Origin of the sequence: Pseudonocardia sp. ICBG1034 (assembly GCF_020131375.1) — a bacterium.
Classification (GTDB): domain Bacteria; phylum Actinomycetota; class Actinomycetes; order Mycobacteriales; family Pseudonocardiaceae; genus Pseudonocardia; species Pseudonocardia alni.
In genome coordinates, this window is sequence record NZ_JAHLEK010000015.1 from 2091478 (window position 1) to 2112433 (window position 20956).

General features: G+C 75.7%; 17 protein-coding genes. 11 read left to right on the plus strand and 6 right to left on the minus strand.

Annotated features, from left to right (window positions below):
• Window positions 1-16 precede the first annotated feature (16 nt).
• Together KPF22_RS11350 and KPF22_RS11355 are read left to right on the plus strand one after the other, a co-directional pair.
• The gene (locus KPF22_RS11350) at window positions 17-2980 is read left to right on the plus strand and encodes an FAD-binding and (Fe-S)-binding domain-containing protein (protein ID WP_224402017.1); all 2964 of its coding nucleotides are present in this window, start codon (window positions 17-19) and stop codon (window positions 2978-2980) included.
• Window positions 2981-2984: 4 nt separating this feature from the next.
• Entirely contained in the window at window positions 2985-3755 is a 771-nt protein-coding gene (locus KPF22_RS11355) for a fumarylacetoacetate hydrolase family protein (protein WP_224402018.1), read from the plus strand.
• Between the two features lie 30 nt (window positions 3756-3785).
• Here KPF22_RS11355 and KPF22_RS11360 read toward each other — a convergent pair whose 3' ends face one another.
• Entirely contained in the window at window positions 3786-4973 is a 1188-nt protein-coding gene (locus KPF22_RS11360; RefSeq protein ID WP_224402019.1) for a glycosyltransferase family 4 protein, read from the minus strand.
• 211 nt (window positions 4974-5184) lie between these two features.
• Here KPF22_RS11360 and cobF point away from each other — a divergent pair, with 211 nt between their 5' ends.
• The 4 genes from cobF (at window position 5185) to KPF22_RS11380 (ending at window position 9664) form a co-directional block, all read left to right on the plus strand.
• On the plus strand, window positions 5185-5991 hold the full coding sequence (gene cobF, locus KPF22_RS11365) for a precorrin-6A synthase (deacetylating) (RefSeq protein WP_208822065.1): 807 nt from the start codon (window positions 5185-5187) through the stop codon (window positions 5989-5991).
• Between the two features lie 30 nt (window positions 5992-6021).
• Window positions 6022-6513 carry an SRPBCC family protein gene (locus KPF22_RS11370; RefSeq protein ID WP_208822068.1) on the plus strand — a complete coding sequence of 164 codons (492 nt, stop codon included), beginning with the start codon at window positions 6022-6024 and terminating at the stop codon, window positions 6511-6513.
• 405 nt (window positions 6514-6918) lie between these two features.
• Entirely contained in the window at window positions 6919-8640 is a 1722-nt protein-coding gene (locus KPF22_RS11375; protein WP_224402020.1) for a hypothetical protein, read from the plus strand.
• A gap of 40 nt (window positions 8641-8680) precedes the next feature.
• Window positions 8681-9664 carry an SDR family NAD(P)-dependent oxidoreductase gene (locus KPF22_RS11380; protein ID WP_208822075.1) on the plus strand — a complete coding sequence of 328 codons (984 nt, stop codon included), beginning with the start codon at window positions 8681-8683 and terminating at the stop codon, window positions 9662-9664.
• Here KPF22_RS11380 and KPF22_RS11385 read toward each other — a convergent pair.
• Window positions 9654-10238: a TetR/AcrR family transcriptional regulator gene (locus KPF22_RS11385; protein ID WP_224402021.1), complete on the minus strand. Its 585-nt coding sequence runs from the start codon at window positions 10236-10238 to the stop codon at window positions 9654-9656. The genes KPF22_RS11380 and KPF22_RS11385 overlap by 11 nt on opposite strands.
• A gap of 172 nt (window positions 10239-10410) precedes the next feature.
• Here KPF22_RS11385 and KPF22_RS11390 point away from each other — a divergent pair, with 172 nt between their 5' ends.
• Window positions 10411-10950, plus strand: a complete 540-nt coding sequence (locus KPF22_RS11390) for a DUF5709 domain-containing protein (protein ID WP_179759803.1) — start codon at window positions 10411-10413, stop codon at window positions 10948-10950.
• Window positions 10951-11027: 77 nt separating this feature from the next.
• Here the strand turns inward: KPF22_RS11390 and KPF22_RS11395 are convergent, their stop codons facing one another.
• A complete protein-coding gene (locus KPF22_RS11395; RefSeq protein WP_062396127.1) occupies window positions 11028-11453 on the minus strand; it encodes an SsgA family sporulation/cell division regulator in 426 nt (141 codons plus the stop codon).
• Between the two features lie 243 nt (window positions 11454-11696).
• Window positions 11697-12353, minus strand: a complete 657-nt coding sequence (locus KPF22_RS11400) for a hypothetical protein (protein WP_062396124.1) — start codon at window positions 12351-12353, stop codon at window positions 11697-11699.
• 217 nt (window positions 12354-12570) lie between these two features.
• Here KPF22_RS11400 and KPF22_RS11405 point away from each other — a divergent pair, with 217 nt between their 5' ends.
• Window positions 12571-14268 (plus strand): AMP-binding protein, encoded by a 1698-nt coding sequence (locus KPF22_RS11405; RefSeq protein ID WP_224402022.1) that lies wholly within the window; start codon window positions 12571-12573, stop codon window positions 14266-14268.
• 16 nt (window positions 14269-14284) lie between these two features.
• Here the strand turns inward: KPF22_RS11405 and KPF22_RS11410 are convergent, their stop codons facing one another.
• Window positions 14285-14917 carry a flavin reductase family protein gene (locus tag KPF22_RS11410; RefSeq protein WP_208826306.1) on the minus strand — a complete coding sequence of 211 codons (633 nt, stop codon included), beginning with the start codon at window positions 14915-14917 and terminating at the stop codon, window positions 14285-14287.
• 59 nt (window positions 14918-14976) lie between these two features.
• On the opposite strand from KPF22_RS11410, the gene KPF22_RS11415 reads away from it, so the two are divergent.
• Window positions 14977-15939, plus strand: a complete 963-nt coding sequence (locus KPF22_RS11415; protein ID WP_208826308.1) for a cobalamin biosynthesis protein — start codon at window positions 14977-14979, stop codon at window positions 15937-15939.
• 332 nt (window positions 15940-16271) lie between these two features.
• On the opposite strand, the gene KPF22_RS11420 is transcribed toward KPF22_RS11415, so the two are convergent.
• Complete coding sequence (locus KPF22_RS11420; protein ID WP_208826311.1) at window positions 16272-17153, minus strand: SURF1 family protein; 882 nt, start codon at window positions 17151-17153, stop codon at window positions 16272-16274.
• Window positions 17154-17211: 58 nt separating this feature from the next.
• Here KPF22_RS11420 and KPF22_RS11425 point away from each other — a divergent pair, with 58 nt between their 5' ends.
• Together KPF22_RS11425 and KPF22_RS11430 are read left to right on the plus strand one after the other, a co-directional pair.
• Window positions 17212-18741, plus strand: a complete 1530-nt coding sequence (locus tag KPF22_RS11425) for a cobyric acid synthase (RefSeq protein WP_224402415.1) — start codon at window positions 17212-17214, stop codon at window positions 18739-18741.
• A complete protein-coding gene (locus tag KPF22_RS11430) occupies window positions 18738-20951 on the plus strand; it encodes a putative cobaltochelatase (RefSeq protein ID WP_224402023.1) in 2214 nt (737 codons plus the stop codon). Before KPF22_RS11425 ends, KPF22_RS11430 begins: the two co-directional genes overlap by 4 nt.
• Window positions 20952-20956: the final 5 nt, after the last annotated feature.

Below are 20956 nucleotides of genomic sequence, written 5' to 3' on the forward strand. Positions count from 1 at the left end.
GAGAGGACGCCACCCCATGACCGCCGAGCTGACTCGTCCCGCCACCGCCACCACCGCCGTCCCGGGTCTGGAGGAGACGCTCCGGTCCCGGGTGACCGGCGAGGTCGCCTTCGACGACTACAGCCGCCACCTGTTCTCCCGCGACGCGAGCATGTACGCGATCACCCCGCTCGGAGTGGTCTTCCCCCGTACCCACGACGACGTCGCCGCGGCCGTGCGCACCGCGGCCGAGTTCGGCGTGCCGGTCGTCCCGCGCGGTGCCGGCACCAGCCTGGCCGGCCAGACCGTCGGACCGGGGCTCGTGCTCGACCTGTCCCGGCACCTCAACCGGATCGTCGAGCTCGACCCGGTGGCGCGCACCGCCGTCGTCGAGGCGGGGGTGGTGCAGGACCAGCTCAACCGGGCCGCGGCCGCGCACGGGCTGATGTTCGGCCCGGACACCTCCACGAGCAACCGGGCCACGATCGGCGGGATGATCGGCAACAACTCCGCGGGCAGCGGGTCGCTGACCTTCGGGATGACGATCGACCACGTCCGCGCGCTCGACGTCGTGCTGTCCGACGGCTCCACCGCCCGGCTGGAACCCGTCGACGCCGACGAGCGCCGCCGTCGCGCGGCCGCGGACACCCTGGAGGGCGCCCTCTACCGCGAGCTCCCCGCGCTGGTCACCGAGAACGAGGACGCGATCGCCGCGGGCATGCCGCTGTTCTGGCGCCGGGCCTGCGGCTACCGGCTGGACCGGCTCGCGGGCTTCGCGGAGTCCGGGACGTTCGACCTGGCGAAGTTCGTCGTCGGCGCCGAGGGCACGCTGGTGCTGGCGACCCGCGCCGTCGTCGACCTGGTGCCCAAGCCCGCGCGGACGGTCTACGCCGTCGGCCACTTCGACACCGTGCACGGCGCCGTCTCCGCCACCACCGACGCGCTCAGCTGCGATCCGCACCAAGTCGAGATGATGGACAGGACCATCCTCGACCTGTCCCGCCGCAAGATCGAGTACGCCGATCTGGGCAACCACCTCGTCGGTGACCCGGCCGCACTGCTGTTCGTCTCGTTCTCCGGCGACGACGAGGCCGGACTGGTGGCGAAGCTGCGCGCGCTGGCGGCGCTCTGGGAGCGCCACGGCCACGGCTACCACACCCTGGAGCTGGTCACCCCCGCCGAGCAGGCCGCGCTGCTCAAGGTCCGCAAGTCCAGCCTCGGGCTGCTCATGGCGGCGGGGGAGGGCACCCGGCGCCCGCTGGCCTTCGTCGAGGACACCGCGGTGGCCCCCGAGCACCTGGCCGAGTACACCGCGCGGTTCAAGCAGATCCTCGACGAGAACCGCCTCGAGGCGGGGTTCTACGGGCACTGCTCGGTCGGCTGCCTGCACATCCGCCCGTTCGTCGACCTCACCGACCCGGCCCAGGTCGCCACGATGCGCCGGGTCGCGGAGCGGATCAAGGACCTGGTCGCCGAGTACGGCGGCGTGAACTCCTCCGAGCACGGCGACGGCCTGGCGCGCTCGGAGTTCAACCGCGAGATCTTCGGCGACGAGCTGTACGAGGCGATGCGCCGGGTGAAGGCCCTGTTCGACCCGGGGAACGTCATGAACCCCGGCAAGATCGTCGACGCCCCGTCGATGACCGAGAACCTGCGCGACCGCGACGCGCTGCCGCCCGCCCCGCGGCTGACCACGGCGCTGTCGTTCGAGGTGATCGGCGGCCCCGGCGTCACCGGGATGCGCGACGCCGCCGACCGCTGCATGAACATCGGCCTGTGCCGCAAGACCACGGCCGGGGTGATGTGCCCGTCCTACCAGGTCACCCTCGAGGAGGAGCACTCCACGCGCGGCCGGGCGAACGCGCTGGTCAAGGCGCTGTCCGAGCCGGACCCGGCCGCCGGGCTCGCCGACGGTCGGCTGCACGAGATCCTCGACCTGTGCCTGATGTGCAAGGCCTGCAAGAGCGAGTGCCCGATGGGCGTGGACATGGCCTCGCTCAAGGCCGAGGCGCTCCACCAGCAGCACGCGGTGCACGGCACGCCGCTGCGCTCGCGGCTGTTCGGCGCGATCCGCACGCTGAACCGGCTCGGGTCGGCGACCGCGCCGCTGTCCAACCTGCCCGGCCGGGTCGGGGTGCTGCGCCGGCTCGCCGAGCGGACCGTCGGGATCACCGCGCGCCGCCCGCTGCCGCGCTTCGACCGGGACAACCTGGTGCGGTGGTTCCGGCGCCGTGACCCCGCGCGGGCCGCCGCACCGGCCGGGACCGTCGTGTGGCTGGCCGACTCGTTCACCACCTTCACCGAGCCGCACATCGGGCGGGCCGCGATCGGCCTGCTGGAGCGTGCCGGGTGGCGGGTCGAGCTGGCCGGCGGCGGCTGCTGCGGCCGGTCCAGCCTGTCCAAGGGACTGCTCGACGACGCCCGTCGCAAGGCGACCGGCCTGGTCACCTCGCTCGCCCGGGACACCCCGGCCGACGCGCCGATCGTCGGCTGCGAGCCGTCGTGCGTGTTCACCCTGCGCGACGAGACCCTCGCCCTGCTCCCGGACAGCGCCGAGGCCCGGTCGGTGGGCGAGCGGGTCCGCCAGGTCGAGGAGCTGCTCGTCGAGGCCCTCGACGACGGCCGCCTGGTCCTGCCGGAGCGGTCGGCGCTGAGCGGGCGGCGCGTGGTCTACCACGGGCACTGCCACCAGAAGGCCGAGGTCGGGACCGCGGCGACGCTCGCGCTGCTGCGCCGCATCCCCGGGCTGGAGGTCTCCGAGATCGACTCCGGCTGCTGCGGGATGGCGGGCTCGTTCGGCTTCGAGGCCGAGCACTACGCGACCTCGATGGAGGTCGGCCGGGACCGGCTGCTCCCGGCGATCGACGCCGAGCCCGCCGACACCCTGGTCGCCGCGACCGGCGTCTCCTGCCGCCAGCAGATCTTCCACGGCGCCGGGCGCACCGCCTGGCACCCGCTGGAGCTGGTGCGCGAGGCACTCGGCCCGGCCGGGACGGTGTGAGCGGATGCGACTGGTCCGCTACGACTCCGGCCAGGGCCCCCGCACGGGGCGGGTCGAGACCGGCGGCGACGGCGACGTCGTCCGCGAGCTGGGCCCGTCCGGGCCGGGGGCGGTCGCCGGGCGGCTCGCCGAGGTCGTCCTGCTCGCCCCCTGCGACCCCCGCACCATCGTGTGCGTCGGGAGCAACTACCCCTGCCAGCTCGCCGAGAAGGGGCGCCCCCGCCCGGAGCGGCCCGCGCTGTTCCTCAAGGCGCCCAACGCCGTCGTCGGGCCGGGGGAGCCCGTGCTGCGCCCGGCCGGGGTGCAGCGGCTGGAGTACGAGGGCGAGCTCGCGGTGGTGATCGGTCGCCGGGCCCGTGACCTGGACGAGCGCGCCGCCTGGTCGCACGTGCTCGGCCTGACCTGCGCCAACGACGTCACCGCGCACGACTACCGCGCCGACGGGCAGTGGGCGCGGGCGAAGAGCGCGGACACCTTCTGCCCGCTCGGGCCGTGGATCGAGACCGAGCCGGGCGCGGGGCCGTGGGGGCTGCGGACCACGCTGAACGGCCGCACCGTCCAGGAGGCCGACACCGGGACGATGATCTTCGACGTCGCGCGGATCCTCGCCCACGTGACCCGCTGGATCACGCTGCAGCCCGGCGACGTCGTGCTCACCGGCAGCCCCGGCGGGGTCGGGCCGATGACCGCGGGGGACCGGGTCACCGTCGAGATCGACGGCGTCGGGACCCTGGAGAACCCGGTCGCCGACCGGCCCGCGCCCGTCCCGCACTGAGCCGGCGCGGCCCGCCGCAGCCGGCCCGGCTCAGGCCCGGCCCACCGGCTCCGGCGTGTCCAGCTCGGTGGGAGCGGGAGCGCCCGCCACCCCGGCCGCGCTGCGGTAGACGTCGCCGAGCCGGGCCGCCCACGGCGCCGCCGCGAACCGGTCGAGGAACCGCCGCCGGGCCCCGGCCCCGAGCCGGGCGCGCAGCTCGGCGTCGCGGGTCAGCCGCACCAGCTCGTCGGCGATCCGGGTGGCGTCGACCGGGGCCAGCAGCCCGGTCTCGCGGGTCACGATCTCCGGGATCCCGCCGACCCGCGTCGCGACCGCCGGGGTCCCGGTGCCGTGGCCGAGCAACAGCATGCGGGGCATCGTGTCGTGCCGGGTCGTGTGCAGCTGCACGTCGGCGGCGCGGAGCAGCGCGACCGGGTCGGTGCTGCGGCGGAACGCCACCCGGCCGGACAGGGCCTCGTCGGCGGCGACGCGCGACTCCAGCCACGGCCGCAGCGGCCCGTCGCCGCCGAGCACCACGGTGAGCGGCTCGTCCGGTCCGATCCCGGCGACGGCGTCGAGCAGCATGTCCTGCCCCTGGCCGCGGCGCATCGGCGCGACCGAGACGGCGACGACCTCGTGGCCGTCCACGCCGAGCCCGCGCCGCAGACGCTCCCGCTCCTCGGGCGTGCCCTCGCCCGGGTCGGCGGCGCCGTCCGGGATCACCGACAGGCCCTCGGTGGACCCGGCGGCGCGGCGGTACCAGTCGCGCTGCAGGGCGGACGTCGCGATCGTGCGATTCATGAACCGCTTGCGCGCCAACGTCTTCGCGGTCCGCCGGAGCTGGTCGCCGCGGTCGGCGGGGTGCTCGTGGATGTGGTGCAGCGTGGACACCGCGGGCACCCGCAGCCGGGCCGCGGCGGCCGAGCCCACGACGTCGGGCCGGGCGCCGTGGGTGTGCACCAGGTCGACACCGTGCTCCCGGAACGCGGCGAGGACCTTCAGCACGGCACGCGGGTCCCACGGCGCGACGTTCAGCTCGACCGGTGGCGCCCCGGCGCGGGTCATGCCCTCGGCGACGTCGGAGTGCCCGGACGGGGCCAGCGCGACGACCACCACCCGGAACCCGGCGTCCGGGGCCGCGGCGGCGAGGTCACCGAGCGCGGCGGCGACGCCGCGGTCGTCGAGCGACTCGACGAGGTGTCCGATCGTCAGGGTCCTGCTGTGTTCGCTGGTGGGCACGGTGACGTGGCCTCCCGGGGTGGCGCTGCGGGGTCGGTCGTCGGCGGTCGGCCGGTGACCCGGTCGTGGCTCGCCGGTCACCATGACACTACCGAGTGACGACGTCGCGTGACGGGGTCGGACGCTGCGCGCATCGGGCGACACCGGGCGGGGGGTACCTGCCGATCGGGGGAGTGCCGGGGAGCGCCCGGGGTCCGTTACGGTCACTCCGGTGCGCACGGTTCTCGTGATCGGGATCGGGGCCGGTGACCCCGACCACCTCACCCTCCAGGCGGTCCGCGCCCTGCGCCGGGCCGACGTCGTGTTCGTCATCGACAAGGGCCTCGACGGCGGGGGGTCGCAGGACGACCTGCTGGCCCTGCGCACCGAGCTCCTGCGGCGGCACCGCCCGGACGGCGGGTACCGGCTGGTCACCGCGCCCGAGGTGGGCCGGGACCGCGGCACCGAGGTCGAGCGCGACGACGAGCGGTACCGCGACGTCGTGGTCGACTGGCAGGACCGCCGTGCCCGGCTCTACCGCGAGATGCTCGACGCCGAGCTGGCCGACGGGCAGACCGGCGCCTTCCTGGTCTGGGGTGACCCTTCCCTCTACGACGGGACACTGCGCCTGCTCGACCGGGTCCTCGCCGGCGCGGGGGAGCAGTGGTCGGTCGAGTCGGTCGCCGGGATCTCCAGCGTCGCCGCCCTCGCCGCCGCCCACCGGCTGATCCTCAACCGGGTCGGGCGCCCCGTCCTGATCACCACCGGGCGCCGGATCGCCGAGGGGATGCCCACCGACGTCGACGACGTCGTCGTGATGCTCGACGGCCGCACCGCCTTCGCCACGCTGCCCGACGAGCAGCGCCGTGAGCTGCACATCTTCTGGGGCGCCTACCTGGGTACGCCCGACGAGCTGCTCGTCGCCGGGCCGCTCGTCGAGGTGACCGACGAGATCCTGAAGGTCCGGGCCGAGGCCCGGGAGAACAAGGGGTGGATCATGGACACCTACCTGCTGCGCCGGGGTGCCGACGAGCGCTGACCCGCCGCGGCCCGACGACGAGGAGGTCGCATGCGCTACGCCGACGGACCCACCACCGAGGCCACCGCCCGGGTCGCCGCACCGCCCCGGGCGGTGTGGGAGCTGGTGACCGACCCGGGGTTCCTGGCCCGGGTGTCGACCGAGATGCAGCGCGCCTCGTGGGGCGAGGGTGACGAGCCGGGCCTCGGGGCCCGGCTGCACGGCCACCACCGCCACGACGCGATCGGGGAGTGGAGCACCGTCTCCACCGTCACCGGATGGGAGCCGGGGCGGCTGTTCGAGTGGACCGTCGAGCCCGGTGGCGACGGGGGAGCGACGGCCGTGTGGCGGTTCGAGCTCACCCCCGACGGCGACGGAACCGTGTTGCGCCAGTGGGCCCGGATGGGTCCCGGGCCGTCGGGCCTCTCGCAGGCGATCGAGCGGTGGCCGGACAAGGAGGAGCGGATCGTCGAGGGCCGGCTGCGGGAGTGGCGGACCGGGATGGAACGCAACCTCGACGCCGTCCGCGAGCGCCTCGGCTAGTTCCCCGTCCGGGGTGACGGCCACGCACCGGGACGTGCGAGCGGTGGCCGTTCTGCGACGACCCGTCACCCCGGCGTCACCCGCTCGTTGAACGGAGGGGATCTCCCGCGATCCTGAGAACACGGAGCGTGTTCGTCGTAGATCGTTGAGCCGTTCGGTCCAGTCGGCCTGTCACTCGGCGTCCGGAGCCGACCCGTGATCGCCCGGGTCGCCGAGATCCTCTCAGGAAAGCAACCTCGACGGGTCACCGTTTCGTACCGTCCCGAACCGGACGAGCCGGGTGACCCGGCACGATCCGGCCGCTCCCCCAGGGGTGCCCCCGCACCCCGGCCACGCCGGTGCCCGCGCCGTCCTCCACCGCTCCCCAGCACCCTCGCCCACGGCGAGGCGGAAGGACCGCTCGAGATGGGCAAGCACACCCGGACCGGCCTCCGTTCGACCGGCGTCGCCGCGGCGGTGGCCGCCGGCCGGTCCCTGCGCGGACGGCGCAGGCACGCCGCTCCCTCCGCGGGCACCGCGCGCCGGATCGCCGCCCCCGCGACGCTCGCCGCGCTGCTGCTGACCACCGGTGCGACGACCGGGACGGCGTTCGCCGGCACCGGGGCCGACGACGGTTCCTCCGGCACCTCGGCGGACTGCCCGGACGGGTCCACCCCGATGGGCGGCTCCTGTTCCGGCGGCGCCTCGGGATCCGAGTCCTCGTCGGGGTCCTCCGGCGGGCTGGGTGACCTCGTGACCGGGGCGGACGTCGTCGGCTCGGTGCTGGGTGCGGGCGGCTCGGGATCGGGCCCCTCGGGCGGGGACTCGTCGGACCAGGGGTCGGGGACGACGAGCGAGACGTCCGGCAAGGACTCCGGCGGCGAGGACTCCGGCGGCGACGACTCGGCCGGCAAGGACTCGGCCGGCAAGGACTCGGCCGGCAAGGACTCGACCGGCAAGGACTCCGCGGGCGAGGACTCGGGCCGCGAGGACTCGACCGGCGAGGACTCGGGCGGCAAGAGATCCGGCAGCGATGGTTCTGCCGGCACGAGCTCGGGCGGCTCGGACTCGGGCGGCTCGGACTCCGCAGCCCCGGCCGCGGGCACGAAGGACTCCGGCAGTCCCTCCACCGGTCCGCTCGACGCGGTCCCCGGCCTCGGCGACCTCACGAGCGGCCTCGGCACGGGCGTCGACCTGAACACCCCGACGAAGCCCCTGACGTCGCTGCCCGACCCGGCGCAGACCCTGTCCGACGCCGGTTCCTCGGTGCCCGGCGCCGGGCAGGCCGGCTCGCTGGTCGACACCGCGGTGGGCGCCGCGGGCACCGTCGTCGGCACCGACACCGGCAACAGCCCGTTGGCCGGCCCGACCGACACCCTCACCGGTCTCGGCGACGTCGTGCCGGAGCTGCCGTCGGTCCCCGGCGTCACCGACGGCAGCACCGACGAGCTCCCCGACGTCCCCGGCCTCACCGCGGGCGGACCGCTGGAGGGCCTCAACGAGATCGCGGGCCTGCCCGACACCACCCCGCTGACCGGCAGGGACGGTCCACTGCCGGACCTGTCCGGCGTCGCGCGCACGGCGGGCCTGCCGGACTACTTGGGTCTCGGCGGCCTGCCGGACGTGGCCGGTGTCGTCGGTGGCCCGAGCACCGGGCCCACGCAGGTCGACCTGGCGTCGAAGAACACCGACGGCGTGGCCGGGACCGCCACCGTCGACTCCGACACGGTCTCCGGCACCGCGACCGGCATGGACCCGGACGCCCGCTACGTGTCGTTCTTCTACGGCGCGACCTCCAGCGCCACCAACAACAACCCCTGCATCCTCGACGGCACCAACCCGCTGCCCGGCGGCCAGACCGTCGGCGAGTGGGAGGTCGACGAGAACGGCAACGGCACCCTGGAGGCGCCCAACCCGTCGGGGAACATGTACAAGCTGACCGGCGGCACCATGTCGATCCGCAAGGTCGAGCACGGCTTCGACAAGGCCACCGCCCCGCCGGTGAACCCGCTGTCGTACTCGCTGTCCAGCTGCGGCGCGATGGAGCGGGTCTCCACCGCCGACCCGGTCACCGACGCCGTCCCGAAGCTCCCGACGGCGAACGTCCCCGGCACCCCTTACGTCTCCGGTCCGGGTCTGCAGGGCTGATCGACGCGCGGGCGGCGCGGTGCTGTGGTCGGATCGGTCCGTGCTCGGCAGCGCTCTGGATACCGTCCTCGACCGCACCCTGGTCCCCGGCTACTCACGGATCGGGTACCTGCTGCGGCGCCCGGGGTGGAGCGGTGACCGCGCCGACCCGCCGCGCGGCGCCCTGACCGGGCGCACCGCGCTCGTCACCGGCGCGGGCGGCGGGCTGGGGGAGGCGATCGCGACCGGGCTCGTCCGGCTCGGTGCGACGGTGCACCTGCTCGTCCGCTCCCGGGACAAGGGGGTCGCCGCGCAGGACCGCATCCTGGCCGCCGTCCCCGGCCTGTCCCGCGACCGGCTCCCGGTGCAGGTCTGCGACCTGGGTGAGCTCGCCGACGTGCGCGCGTTCGCGACCCGGTTCGCCACCGAGGTCGACGCGCTGGACGTCCTGGTGCACAACGCCGGGCTGCTCCCGCCCGAGCGCAGCGAGACCTCCGAGGGCAACGAGCTGACCCTGGCCGTGCACGTCCTCGGACCGCTGCTGCTGACCCGGCTGCTCACCGACACCCTCGCGGCCGGCGCCGAGCGGTCCGGAACCGACTCCCGGGTGATCATCATGTCCTCGGGCGGCATGTACGCCCAGCCTCTGCGTGACGACGACCTGCAGTTCCGCACCGGTGACTACGGCGGCACCGCGGCCTACGCCCGCACCAAGCGGATGCAGGTCGTCCTGACCGGTCTGCTCGCCGACGAGCTGGCCCCCCGGCACGTCACCGTGCACGCACTGCACCCCGGGTGGGCCCGCACCCCGGGCGTCACCGGGTCGCTGCCGCTGTTCGACAAGGTCGTCGGCCCCGTGCTGCGCACCCCGGCGCAGGGCGCGGACACCGCGGTGTGGCTCGCGGCCGCGCCGTCGTCGGCGGTCGGGACCGGCCGGTTCTGGCACGACCGCGCTCCGCGCCCGGCGCACTACCTGTCGCGGACCCGGGAGACCCCGGCCCAGCGCGAGCGGTTCCGCGCCGAGGTGGACCGGCTCACCGGCTGAGCCCGGGCGCCTCCAGCAGGGTCCGGGCGGCGCGCGTGACGTGGTCCAGCACCGTGTCCGGGGCGGCCCGCCCGACCGCGCCGCCGGGCAGCAGCGGCTGGACCAGGCTCAGCCCGAGCAGCCAGGTCAGGACCAGCTCCGCGCGCAGTTCGGCGTCGGCCCGGTCGGCGGCGCCGGTGGCCTGCGCGGCGAACGCCTCGGTGAACGCCCCGGCCAGCTCCACCCGCACGGCCGCGGCCGCCTCCGACGTCCCGGCCGAGCGCACGACGGGCCCGAACAGGTCGCGCTCGGGCCCGTCGCCGCCGTCGAGGATCGACCGCAGCAGGCGGGTCAGGAGCTCCTCGGGCGGGCCGTCGTGCAGCACGGCGAGGGCGCGCTCGGCGGCGACCCGGGCGAACAGGGCGTCCTTGCTGCCGAAGTAGCGGAAGAGCAGCGCCTGGTTCACCCCGGCCCGGTCGGCGATCGCGCGGACCGAGGTGCGGTCGTAGCCGTGCTCGGTGAACAGGTCCGCGGCCGCGGCGAGCAGGGCGCTGCGGGTGCTGTCACCGGAACGGGCGGACGGGGCGGCGGTCACGGGGGAGTGCTCCTTCGTACGACGGGTGCGGCGCGGGAACCGGCCGCGGCGGATCCGGTGTCGGCGACCGTAGCGTCCGGGCGCCGGCGCATGGCGCGGCGCGGCGCGGGGTACGCACGGTCGATACCGAACACCGCCCGACACACGGCCACACCGAGGAGACCCGCGACCGATGGCATCCGCTTCAGGTGACGAGAACGAGTTCCAGCCGGAGGCGCCGGACATGGCCTCGGCGATGCAGCTGGACACCGACGAGGCGCTGACCGGTCCGTCGGACACCGACCCGCTGGACTCCGGCTACGTCCCGCCGGACCGTCCCTACGGCGTCGAGGACAACGCGGTGACCGCGGCGGGTCAGGAGGAGGGCGAGTCGCACGAGGCGCGACTGGCCCGGGAGCTGCCCGACGAGCTGCCCGAGGGCGACCCGGGCCGCTCCGGCCGGCTGACCGCCGCCGCCGACTCCGCGGCGGGCGACCCGGCCGTCGACGGCGCCGGGACCGACGTGGGCGTCGACGGCGGCGCGGCCAGTGCCGAGGAGGCCGCCGTGCACGACGTCGACGAGGGCATCGTGCCGGTGGTCGACGAGTCCCCGGTCGGGGACCCGGAGGTCAGCGACCAGCTCGCGCGCGACGCCGACCACGCCGACGAGGCGGCGGCCGATGCCGAGTGGGACGCCTCGACCGACCCCGAGTGGGCCGAGCAGAACAGCTGAGCGGCACCCGGCACGCACGAGGGCCCCGGTACCGCGTCGTGCGGTCCGGGGCCCTCGTCGTGGGTGGGAGCGCGCGCTCAGGGGGTGGTGGGGCCCGCCGCGCTACCGGTCAGCCGGGCGATGGCGCCGTCGAGGTCGAGGTGGTCGTGCTCCTCGCCGAGGTCGACGATCTCCAGCGTCGAGTCGACGAACTGGGCCAGCAGGTCGCGGTCGACCTCCAGGACGGCGGACCCGCCGTCGGAGCGGATCTCCAGCTCGACGACGTCGTAACCGTCGATGCGCCGGGGCGCCATCCGGATGTCACCGATGCCGGTGGGCGTGGTCAGGCCCTCGATCACGAGGTCGCGGGCGACGAGCCACTCGATCCAGCGGTCGGAGGACCGGCGCACCGAGAACGAGATCGCGAACGGGTCCGAGGCGCGGTACGCCCAGCGGCTCACGATCGGCGACGCCTGCCCGTGCAACACGGTGAAGACGTCCTGCTGGACCGACTCGCTGGCCATCGTGCTCCGCCTCTCCTGGACCCCCCGGCCGCCGCGGTACCGCGACGACCTCACACGGAACATCGTCGGAACGGGCCCGGACGCTGCACCCGGCGCCGGGTTTCACCCGTTCGCGCCAACTGTCATTCACCTCACGGTACCCAAGGCGCGCAAAGGGTGTAACGCGAGGCCGGGTTCCGGCGAGGGGCGCCGTCCGGTACGAGACCCGGTGACGCTGGGTGCCGGTGCGGGCCGACCCTCCCGTCAGCCGCGGTCGACGCGGTCGACCACCCAGATCCCGCCGGTGCCGGAGCGGACCGGCTGGGTGAGCCGGATCGTCGAGCGCTGCGCCGACCGGCCGTCGGTGGCGGCGTACACGCCGTTGCCGAGGCGGGTGACGGTCGGGTTCCGGTAGCCGAGCTCGCTGCCGACGTAGGAGATCGTGACCTCCTCCGGGTCGAGCAGCCACGGGTCGCCGCCGGCGTCGGACTGCTGCTGCATCCGCTTCGCGGTCGCCGCGTCGCCCGCGGGCCACATCGGCGACGCCGCCGCGGCCGCCCCCGGGGCGCCGGTGCGGCCCGTCCCGGTGCCACCGCCGTCGGTGCCGCCGCGCCCGGGTGCGGGCGCGGCCGTCGTGCGGGACGGGTCGGCGGTGCGGCTCGGCGTGGGGGTCGTCGTCGGCGTGGGCGTCGGGGTCGGTGTCGGGGTGGCGGTCGGCGCCGTCGTCGGGACCGGCGACGGGGTGCGCCACGCCGCGGGCAGCTCGCCGTTGCCGCAGCCGGCCAGCAGCAGCACGAGGACCAGCAGCGCCAGCCCCACGAGCACGCCGCGCAGCAGCAGCCGCGGCCCGTACCGGCCCACCCGCAGGCGGGACACCGACACGTCGGGGGTCGGCACCTTCGGCAGGTTCGGCACGGTCACGCGGGCACCTTACGATCACCGGCCCGCCCGGGCGGGCCGACCTCGCCGCCACCATCGCGTGATCGGCGCCGCACGGTCGGTGCCCGGCCGGCGGCGGCCGTCGCGCACTGCCGGGGCGCCGGTGGAGTGACTAGGGTCGCGGTACGGCCGCACGGGCGGCCCCGCACGACGGGCCCGGGGCACGGGCCCCCCGCACGAGCCCACCGAGGTGCACCCCATGGCGACCGGCAGCCCGGCGACGGAGAAGTTCCTCGCCGCCCGCGACTTCCTGCTGACCCACCGCGAGGACTACGACACGGCCTACCGCGACTTCCGCTGGCCGGAGCTCGAGGAGTTCAACTTCGCGCTCGACCACTTCGACGTCGTCGCCGCCGATCCCGAGCGGGGCGCGCGGAAGGCGCTGTGGATCGTCGAACAGGACGGCTCGCAGGCGCACTGGACGTGGGCGGAGCTGTCCGAGCGGTCCAACCGGGTCGCGAACTGGCTGCGTGCGCAGGGCGTCGCCCGGGGCGACCGGATCATCCTGATGCTCGGCAACCAGCTGGAGCTGTGGGAGACGCTGCTGGCGGCGATGAAGCTGGGCGCCGTCGTGATCCCCGCGACCACCCTGCTCACCCCGGCCGACCTGCAGGACCGGGTGGACCGCGGGCGGGCCGCGCACGTCGTCGTCGGGGCGGACGACGCCGGCAAGTTCGACGACGTCGACGGCGACTACACCCGCATCGCCGTCCGCGGCGCCGTGGCGGGCTGGCGCGACTACACCGGCGAGGCCTACTCGGCCGCCGCCGAGTTCACCCCGGACGGCGCCACGAAGGCGTCGGACACGCTGCTGCTGTACTTCACCTCCGGCACCACGGCGAAGCCGAAGCTGGTGGAGCACACCCACACGTCCTACCCGGTCGGGCACCTGTCGACGATGTACTGGATCGGCCTCGAGCCCGGCGACGTGCACCTCAACATCTCCTCGCCCGGCTGGGCCAAGCACGCCTGGTCGAACGTGTTCGCGCCGTGGATCGCCGAGGCGACGGTCCTCGTCATGAACTACGCCCGGTTCGACGCCGAGTCCGTCCTGTCGGTCCTGGACTCCTGCGGCGTGACCAGCTTCTGCGCCCCGCCGACGGTGTGGCGGATGCTGATCCAGGCCGACCTGTCCGGGCTGGCGACGCCGCCGACCAAGGTCGTCGGGGCGGGGGAGCCGCTCAACCCCGAGGTCATCGAGCAGGTCGAGAAGGCGTGGGGCCTGCGCATCCGCGATGGGTTCGGCCAGACCGAGTCCTCGGTGCAGATCGGCAACCCGCCGGGGCAGCCGGTCAAGCCGGGCTCGATGGGCAGGCCGATCCCCGGGTTCGTCGTCGCACTGGTCGACCCGGCCACCGGGAAGGTCGCCGACGAGGGCGAGATCTGCCTGGACCTCGACCACCGCCCGACCGGTCTGATGGTGGGCTACGCCGACGACCCGGAGCGCAACGCCGAGGCCATGGCCGGCGGGTTCTACCACACCGGCGACGTCGGCTCCCGCGACGAGTCGGGCTACATCACCTACGTCGGCCGGGCCGACGACGTGTTCAAGGCCAGCGACTACCGGATCAGCCCGTTCGAGCTGGAGAGCGTGCTGATCGAGCACCCGGCGGTCGCCGAGGCCGCGGTCGTGCCGTCCCCGGACCCGGTCCGCCTCGCCGTGCCGAAGGCCTACGTGGTGCTCGCCAAGGGGCACGAGCCGACCGAGGAGACGGCGACGGCGATCCTGCAGTTCGCCTACGACAACCTCGCGCCCTACAAGCGGATCCGCAGGCTCGAGTTCTTCGAGCTGCCGAAGACGATCTCCGGCAAGATCCGCCGGGTCGAGCTGCGCGGCCGGGAGGGCGAGATCCACGCCGACCCGGCCGCGACGCCGCCCACCGAGTACACCCTGTAGACCCGGCGGGGCCGGGTCACCCGTCGCCGAAGTGACCCGGCCACTGCTGGTAGGGGATGCGGGTGATCTCGAGGACCTCGCCCATCCGCGACCACTCGTTGCGGCCCAGGCGGGCCAGCGGGGCGAGCCGGTGGATGTCGGGCAGGGAGTTGCCGCGCTCGTCGGTGACGAACACGCTCTCCTCGATCGCGGCGTGTACGACCCGGCCGATGACGACGGTCGAGTTGCCGAGCTCGATGTTCGCGTGCAGCACGCACTCCAGGGCGACCGGTGACTCGGCGACCCGCGGCGGCGCCACGACCGACGACGCCTCGGCCGTCAGCCCGACCGAGGAGAACTCGCTGATCTCGGCGGGGAAGTCGGTGCCGGTCGCGTTGATCTTCTCGAACATCGGCTCGTTCGCCAGGCAGACGACGAACTCGCGGGTCTCCGACACGTTGCGCAGCGAGTCCTTCTTCCCGACCGACGTGAACTGGATCATGGGCGGGTCCACGCAGGACACCGTGAAGAACGAGTGCGGGGCGAGGTTGTCGACGCCGTCGGCCGAGCGGGTGGAGACCCAGGCGATGGGTCGGGGGACGACGACGCTGGTCAGGAGCTTGTAGAACGGGCCGCTGCCCATCTCGTCCGGCTTGAGGTCCGTGCGCATGCCCATGATCCTGCCCGGCCTGCCCGCACCCTGCGCGCGCGCCGCTCTAGGTTCGGCGCATGGGAACACGTGGCCGCGCGGCCGGACTGGCCGCCGGCATCGCCGCCGACGCACTGCTCGGGGACCCGCGCCGGGGCCACCCGGTCGCCGGCTTCGGCACGCTCGCCGCCCGGCTGGAGGGCCGGATGCACCGCGACGCCGTCGCACCCGGGGTGGCCTACACCGCGATCCTGGTCGGGTCGGTGGTCGCGGCGGGGGTGGTCGCCGAGGTGGCCGCGACGCGTGCGGGGGCCCGGGCCGAGCCCGTCGTGCGGGCCGGGCTGACCGCCGTCGCCACCTGGGCCGTGCTCGGCGGGACCTCGCTGGTGGGGGAGGGTGCCGCGCTGGCCGCGTCGCTCGACTCCGGTGACCTGGCCGCCGCCCGCGCCCGGATCCCGCACCTGTGCGCGCGCGACCCGGAGCTGCTCGACGCCGACGGCATGGCCCGCGCCGGGGCCGAGTCGCTGGCCGAGAACACCTCCGACGCCGTCGTCGGGCCGCTGGTGTGGGGCGCGGTCGCCGGCATCCCGGGGCTGCTGGGCTACCGCGCGGTGAACACCCTCGACGCGATGGTCGGCTACCGCTCCGCCCGGCACGCCCGCTTCGGGTGGGCCTCGGCCCGTCTCGACGACGTGGTCAACCTGGCCCCGGCCCGGGTCACCGCGGTGGTCACGGTGGCCGTCGCGCCGCTGGTGGGTGGCTCGCCCGCGTGCGCGCTGCGGGCCTGGCGCCGCGACGCCGCCGGGCACCCCAGCCCGAACGCCGGCCCGGTCGAGGCGAGCGCCGCCGGTGCGCTCGGGCTGCGTCTGGGCGGGCCGACGGTCTACGCCCACGGCACCGAGGCCCGCCCGTCGCTCGGCGACGGGCACCCGCCCCGGGTGGCCGACCTGCACCGCGTCGCGCGGCTGTCCCGGCTGGTGGCCGGGGCGGCCGGACTGCTCGCCGTCGCGACGGCGGCGGAGCTGGGGCGGCGGCGCGGCTGAGCCGGTCGCCCCGGCCGCGGTGCTGTGGCGCCCGGAGTCCGTTCACCGCGCGAACCGTCTCCGGCGACAGCGGTCCGTTCGGGTGGCCCCGGCGGCCCGCCGCCCGGGTCCCGGTGAGTCCGGCCGATCTCCACGCCTACCCGGTCGGTGAGGGTGGATCGTGGGAATTCGCTGACCAGGTAAGCGAGTTCGGAGAGAGCCTGCCCGGAGGGGGCGGCCCGGCGCACGGCCGGCGGGGCACGGCCGACGGGCCACCATGTCGGACGGGTGAGATCGCTTACCGGGTAAGCGAATCCGGCCGGGGCCCGCGACGGGTGTGGCGCGGTGCGGGATCAGCCCGAGCCCGGGCCGGACCCGGCGGCGGCGTCGCGGGTGGTGCCGGGGGCGCTGTCCTCGGCCCGGTCGGCGGGGACGGGCTCGTCGCCGAAGCCGTCGCGGCCGGAGAGCTGGTCCCGCAGGCTGCCCGCCGTCTCGCGCTTCCCGCTGCGCTGCAACAGTTCCAACCGGATGAACAGCACCAGGGCGACCAGGGCGACGGCGCCGAAGGTCAGCCACTGCAGGGCGTAGGAGAAGTTGCTGAACGGCGCTCCGCCCCCGACCGGCTCGACCGGGATCGGGTCCAGCACGCCGGGCTGGCCGGCCTCCAGCACGACGACGCCCTCGACCGGGGTCAGTCCGGTGGCGGCGGCGACCGAGCGGGAGTCCGACACGTAGACCTGGCGGGTGCCGTTCTCGACCAGCGGCGGGCGGCCCTGCGGGTCGGTCTCGTCCAGGCGCAGCCTGCCCTCGACGGTCACCGGTCCGGCGGGCGCGGCGGCGTAGTCGGGCACGGCGCCCCGGTCCGCGGCCGGGACCGACCCCCGGTTCACCACGACGGTCCGGCCGTCGGTGAGCCGGAGCGGCGTCAGCACCTCGAAGGCGGGCGCGCCGTCGACGACCCGCAGGCGGACCAGGGTCTCCGCGGCACGGTCGAAGGTGCCGGCCAGGGTGACCCGGCGCCACTGGTCGTCGGCGCCGATCGCCGTACCGGGCGGGACGAGCGTGTCGAACCCGACGGCTGGGGTCGCGTCGGCGGTGGCGATGGCCCGGCTCTGCGCGGAGCGCTCGGACTCACGGTCGAACTGCCACGGCGCGAGCAGCGTGTAGCAGGCGACGGCGAAGGCCAGCACCGCGACGACGAACGCGATCCACCCGGGACGCAGCAGGAAACGCACGCGGCCCAGGGTAGCCGCGCCCGCAGGCGTTCCCGCCGGGGCGATACTTCCGGCCGTGGTGGTTCAGGGAGCGGTCCTCGTCGCGGGGACGACGTCGGACGCGGGCAAGAGCGCCGTCGTCGCCGGTATCTGCCGGTGGCTGCACCGGCGCGGCGTCTCGGTGGCGCCGTTCAAGGCGCAGAACATGAGCAACAACTCGGTCGTGACCCCGGACGGCGGCGAGATCGGCCGCGCGCAGGCGATGCAGGCCTTCGCCAGCGGCATCGCCCCCTCGGTCGACCTGAACCCGGTGCTGCTCAAGCCCGGCGGGGACCGGACCTCGCAGGTCGTCGTGCGCGGCCGCGCCGACGGCCAGGTGTCGGCGCTGTCCTACCGGCACCGCACCGCGGCGCTGTCCGACGTCGTCGCCGACTCCCTGGCCCGGTTGCGTGCCCGCCACGACGTCGTGGTCTGCGAAGGCGCGGGCTCGCCCGCGGAGATCAACCTGCGGGCCACCGACCTCGCCAACATGGGCTTCGCCCGGCGCAACGACCTGCCGGTGCTGGTCGTCGGTGACATCGACCGCGGCGGGGTGCTCGCGCACCTGTTCGGCACCCTCGCCGTGCTCGACCCGGCCGACCAGGCGCTGATCGCCGGTTTCGTGATCAACAAGTTCCGCGGGGACCCCCGCCTGCTCGACCCCGGCCTCGACCGGCTGCGCGAGCTCACCGGGCGGCCGACGCTGGGCGTGCTGCCCTTCGCCGAGGGCCTCTGGCTCGACGCCGAGGACTCGCTCTCGGCCGTCGCCGACGGGGTGCTCGGACGCCCGGCCCCGCCGCGCGGCGGGCAGTGGCTGCGGGTCGCCGTCGTCCGGTTCCCGCGGATCTCCAACGCTACCGACGCCGAGGCGCTGGCCTGCGAACCGGGCGTCGCCGTGCGGTACGTGACGGAGCCGTCGCGGATCGCCGACACCGACGTCGTCGTGCTGCCCGGGACCAAGGCGACCGTGTCGGACCTGGCCTGGCTGCGCGCGTCCGGGATGGCCGACGCGGTGCGCGCGCACGCCGCGGCCGGGCGCCCGGTGCTGGGGATCTGCGGCGGGTACCAGATGCTCGGGCACACGGTCTCCGACCCGGACGGCGCCGAGGCCGCTCCCGGCACGACCGTCGCCGGGCTGGGGCTGCTGGACCTGGAGATCGCGTTCGACCCGGTCAAGCACCTCGCCACCCCCACCGCGACGGCGTGGGGCGAGACCGTCACCGGCTACGAGATCCACCACGGCCGCGTCGTGCGCTCCGGCGACCCCGGCCTGATCGGGGACGAGGGCAGCGACCGCGGCAACGTCCTGGGCACGCACTGGCACGGCCTCGCCGAGAACGACGGCTTCCGGCGGTTGCTGCTCGCCCGCCTCGCCGACGAGGCAGGACGGACCGGGTTCGTGGTGGCACAGGACACGTCGTTCGCGGCCGAGCGCACCCGGCAGGTGGATCTGCTGGCCGACCTGGTCGAACACCACCTCGACACGTCGTCACTTGAACATGTGATCGGACACGGTGCGCCGCCGGACCTCCCGGTGCTGACCTCCGGTCTGGCAGCCTCACCCGCGTGAGCACGAGCACCGCCCCCGCCGCCGGACCTCCCCGCTTCCCGTTCTCCGCCGTCGTCGGCCACGACGACCTGCGGCTGGCGCTGCTGCTCAACGCCGTGCACCCGGGTGTCGGTGGTGTCCTGGTACGCGGGGAGAAGGGCACCGCGAAGTCCACGGCGGTGCGCGCGCTGGCCGCGCTGCTGCCCTCGCACGCGGTCGTCGACGCCTGCCGGTTCGGCTGCGACCCCGCCGCGCCGGACCCGTCCTGCCCGGACGGGCCGCACCCGGCGGGCGCAGCGGGCGGTCCTCGCCCGGCCCGGCTGGTCGAGCTGCCCGTCGGCGCGACCGAGGACCGCCTGGTCGGCTCGCTCGACCTGGAGAAGGCGCTGTCCGAGGGCCGCCGCGCCTACCAGCCCGGCCTGCTCGCCGACGCCCACCGCGGGGTGCTCTACGTCGACGAGGTCAACCTCCTGCACGACCACCTCGTCGACCTGCTGCTCGACGCCGCCGCGATGGGCCGCGCGCACGTCGAGCGCGACGGCGTGTCCGTCTCGCACGCGGCCCGGTTCCTGCTGGTCGGCACGATGAACCCGGAGGAGGGCGAGCTGCGCCCGCAGCTGCTCGACCGGTTCGGGCTGACCGTGGAGGTGCGGGCCAGCCGCGACGTCGACACCCGGGTCGAGGTGACCCGGCGGCGGATGGCGTTCGAGGACGACCCGGCCGGGTTCGTCGCCCGCTTCGCCCCGGACGAGACCGCCACCGCGGCCCGGCTCCGCGCCGCGCAGGCCCACGTCTCCGCCGTCGCGGTGAGCGACCGGGAGCTGCGTCGGATCGCGTTCGTGTGCGCCCGGTTCGACGTCGACGGCATGCGCGCCGACCTGGTCATCACCCGGGCCGCGGCCGCGCACGCCGCCTGGGAGGGCCGCGACGCGGTCACCGCCGACGACGTGCGCGTCGCCGCCCGGCTCGCGCTGCCGCACCGCCGTCGTCGCGACCCGTTCGACGAGCCCGGCCTGGACCCGGCCGAGCTGGACCGCGCCCTCGCCGACGCCGAGGACCACCTGGGCCCCGAGGACGACCCGGACCCCGACGACGACCCGGACCCCGGCGGCCCCGGCCCCGACGACCCGGCCGGGCCGCAGGACGGTCCGGACGGCCCCGACGCCGGCGAGGAGCCCGACGACGCCGACCCGACCGGGGACACGCCCCCCGCCGGCGGCGACCCGCGCGGTGACGGCGGGACCGGCACCGGTGCGCGCGCCGAGGCTCCCGGCACCGACGGCACCGACGGCGCCACCGACCCGGCGACGCCCGGCGACGACCGGGCCCCGGAGACCGCCGAGGCCCCGGCCGGCGGCGACGGCGGGGACGGCCGGGCCGTCGTCGTCGGGGACGCTGCGCGGCTGCACCGGGCGACGGTCCGGAAGTTCACCGTCCCCGGGCTGGGCGCGGGCGCGCCGGGCCGCCGCTCCCGGGCCCGCACCGACGCCGGTCGCGTCGTCCGTCCGTCCGGGGCCGGGACCACCCGTGCCGCGGACCTGCACCTGCCCGCGACCGTGCTCGCCGCCGCGCCGCACCAGGCCGGGCGCGGGCGCCGCGGGCCGGGCCTGCTGGTCCACCGCGACGACCTGCGCCGCGCCGAGCGGGAGGGCCGCGAGGGGAACCTGGTGCTGTTCGTCGTCGACGCGTCCGGCTCGATGGCCGCGCGCAAGCGGATGACCGCCGTCTCGGGGGCCGTGCTGGGCCTGCTCCGCGACGCCTACCAGCGCCGGGACAAGGTCGGGCTGGTCACCTTCCGGGCCCGGTCCGCGGAGCTGGCGCTGCCACCGACGTCGTCGGTGCCGACCGCCCAGCAGCGCCTGTCCCGGCTGCGCACCGGCGGGCGGACCCCGCTGGCCGGTGGCCTGCTCAAGGCCCGCGCCGTGCTCGACGCCGAGCGCCGCCGCGACCCGCGCCGCCGCCCGCTGGTCGTGCTGCTCACCGACGGGCGGGCCACGGTCGCCGCCCGCGACGGCGGGGACCCCGTCGCCGACTCCCGCCGCGCCGCCGGGCTGCTGGCCGCGGACGGGGTGCACACCGTCGTCGTCGACTGCGAGGCGGGCCACGTCCGCCTCGGGCTCGCCGCGCCGCTCGCCGCCGCCGCGGGCGGCGAGCTGGTGACACTCGACGAGCTGACCGCCGACAGCGTGGGCGACCTGGTCCGGGAGACCCGGTCCGCCCGCGCCGCCTGAGAGGA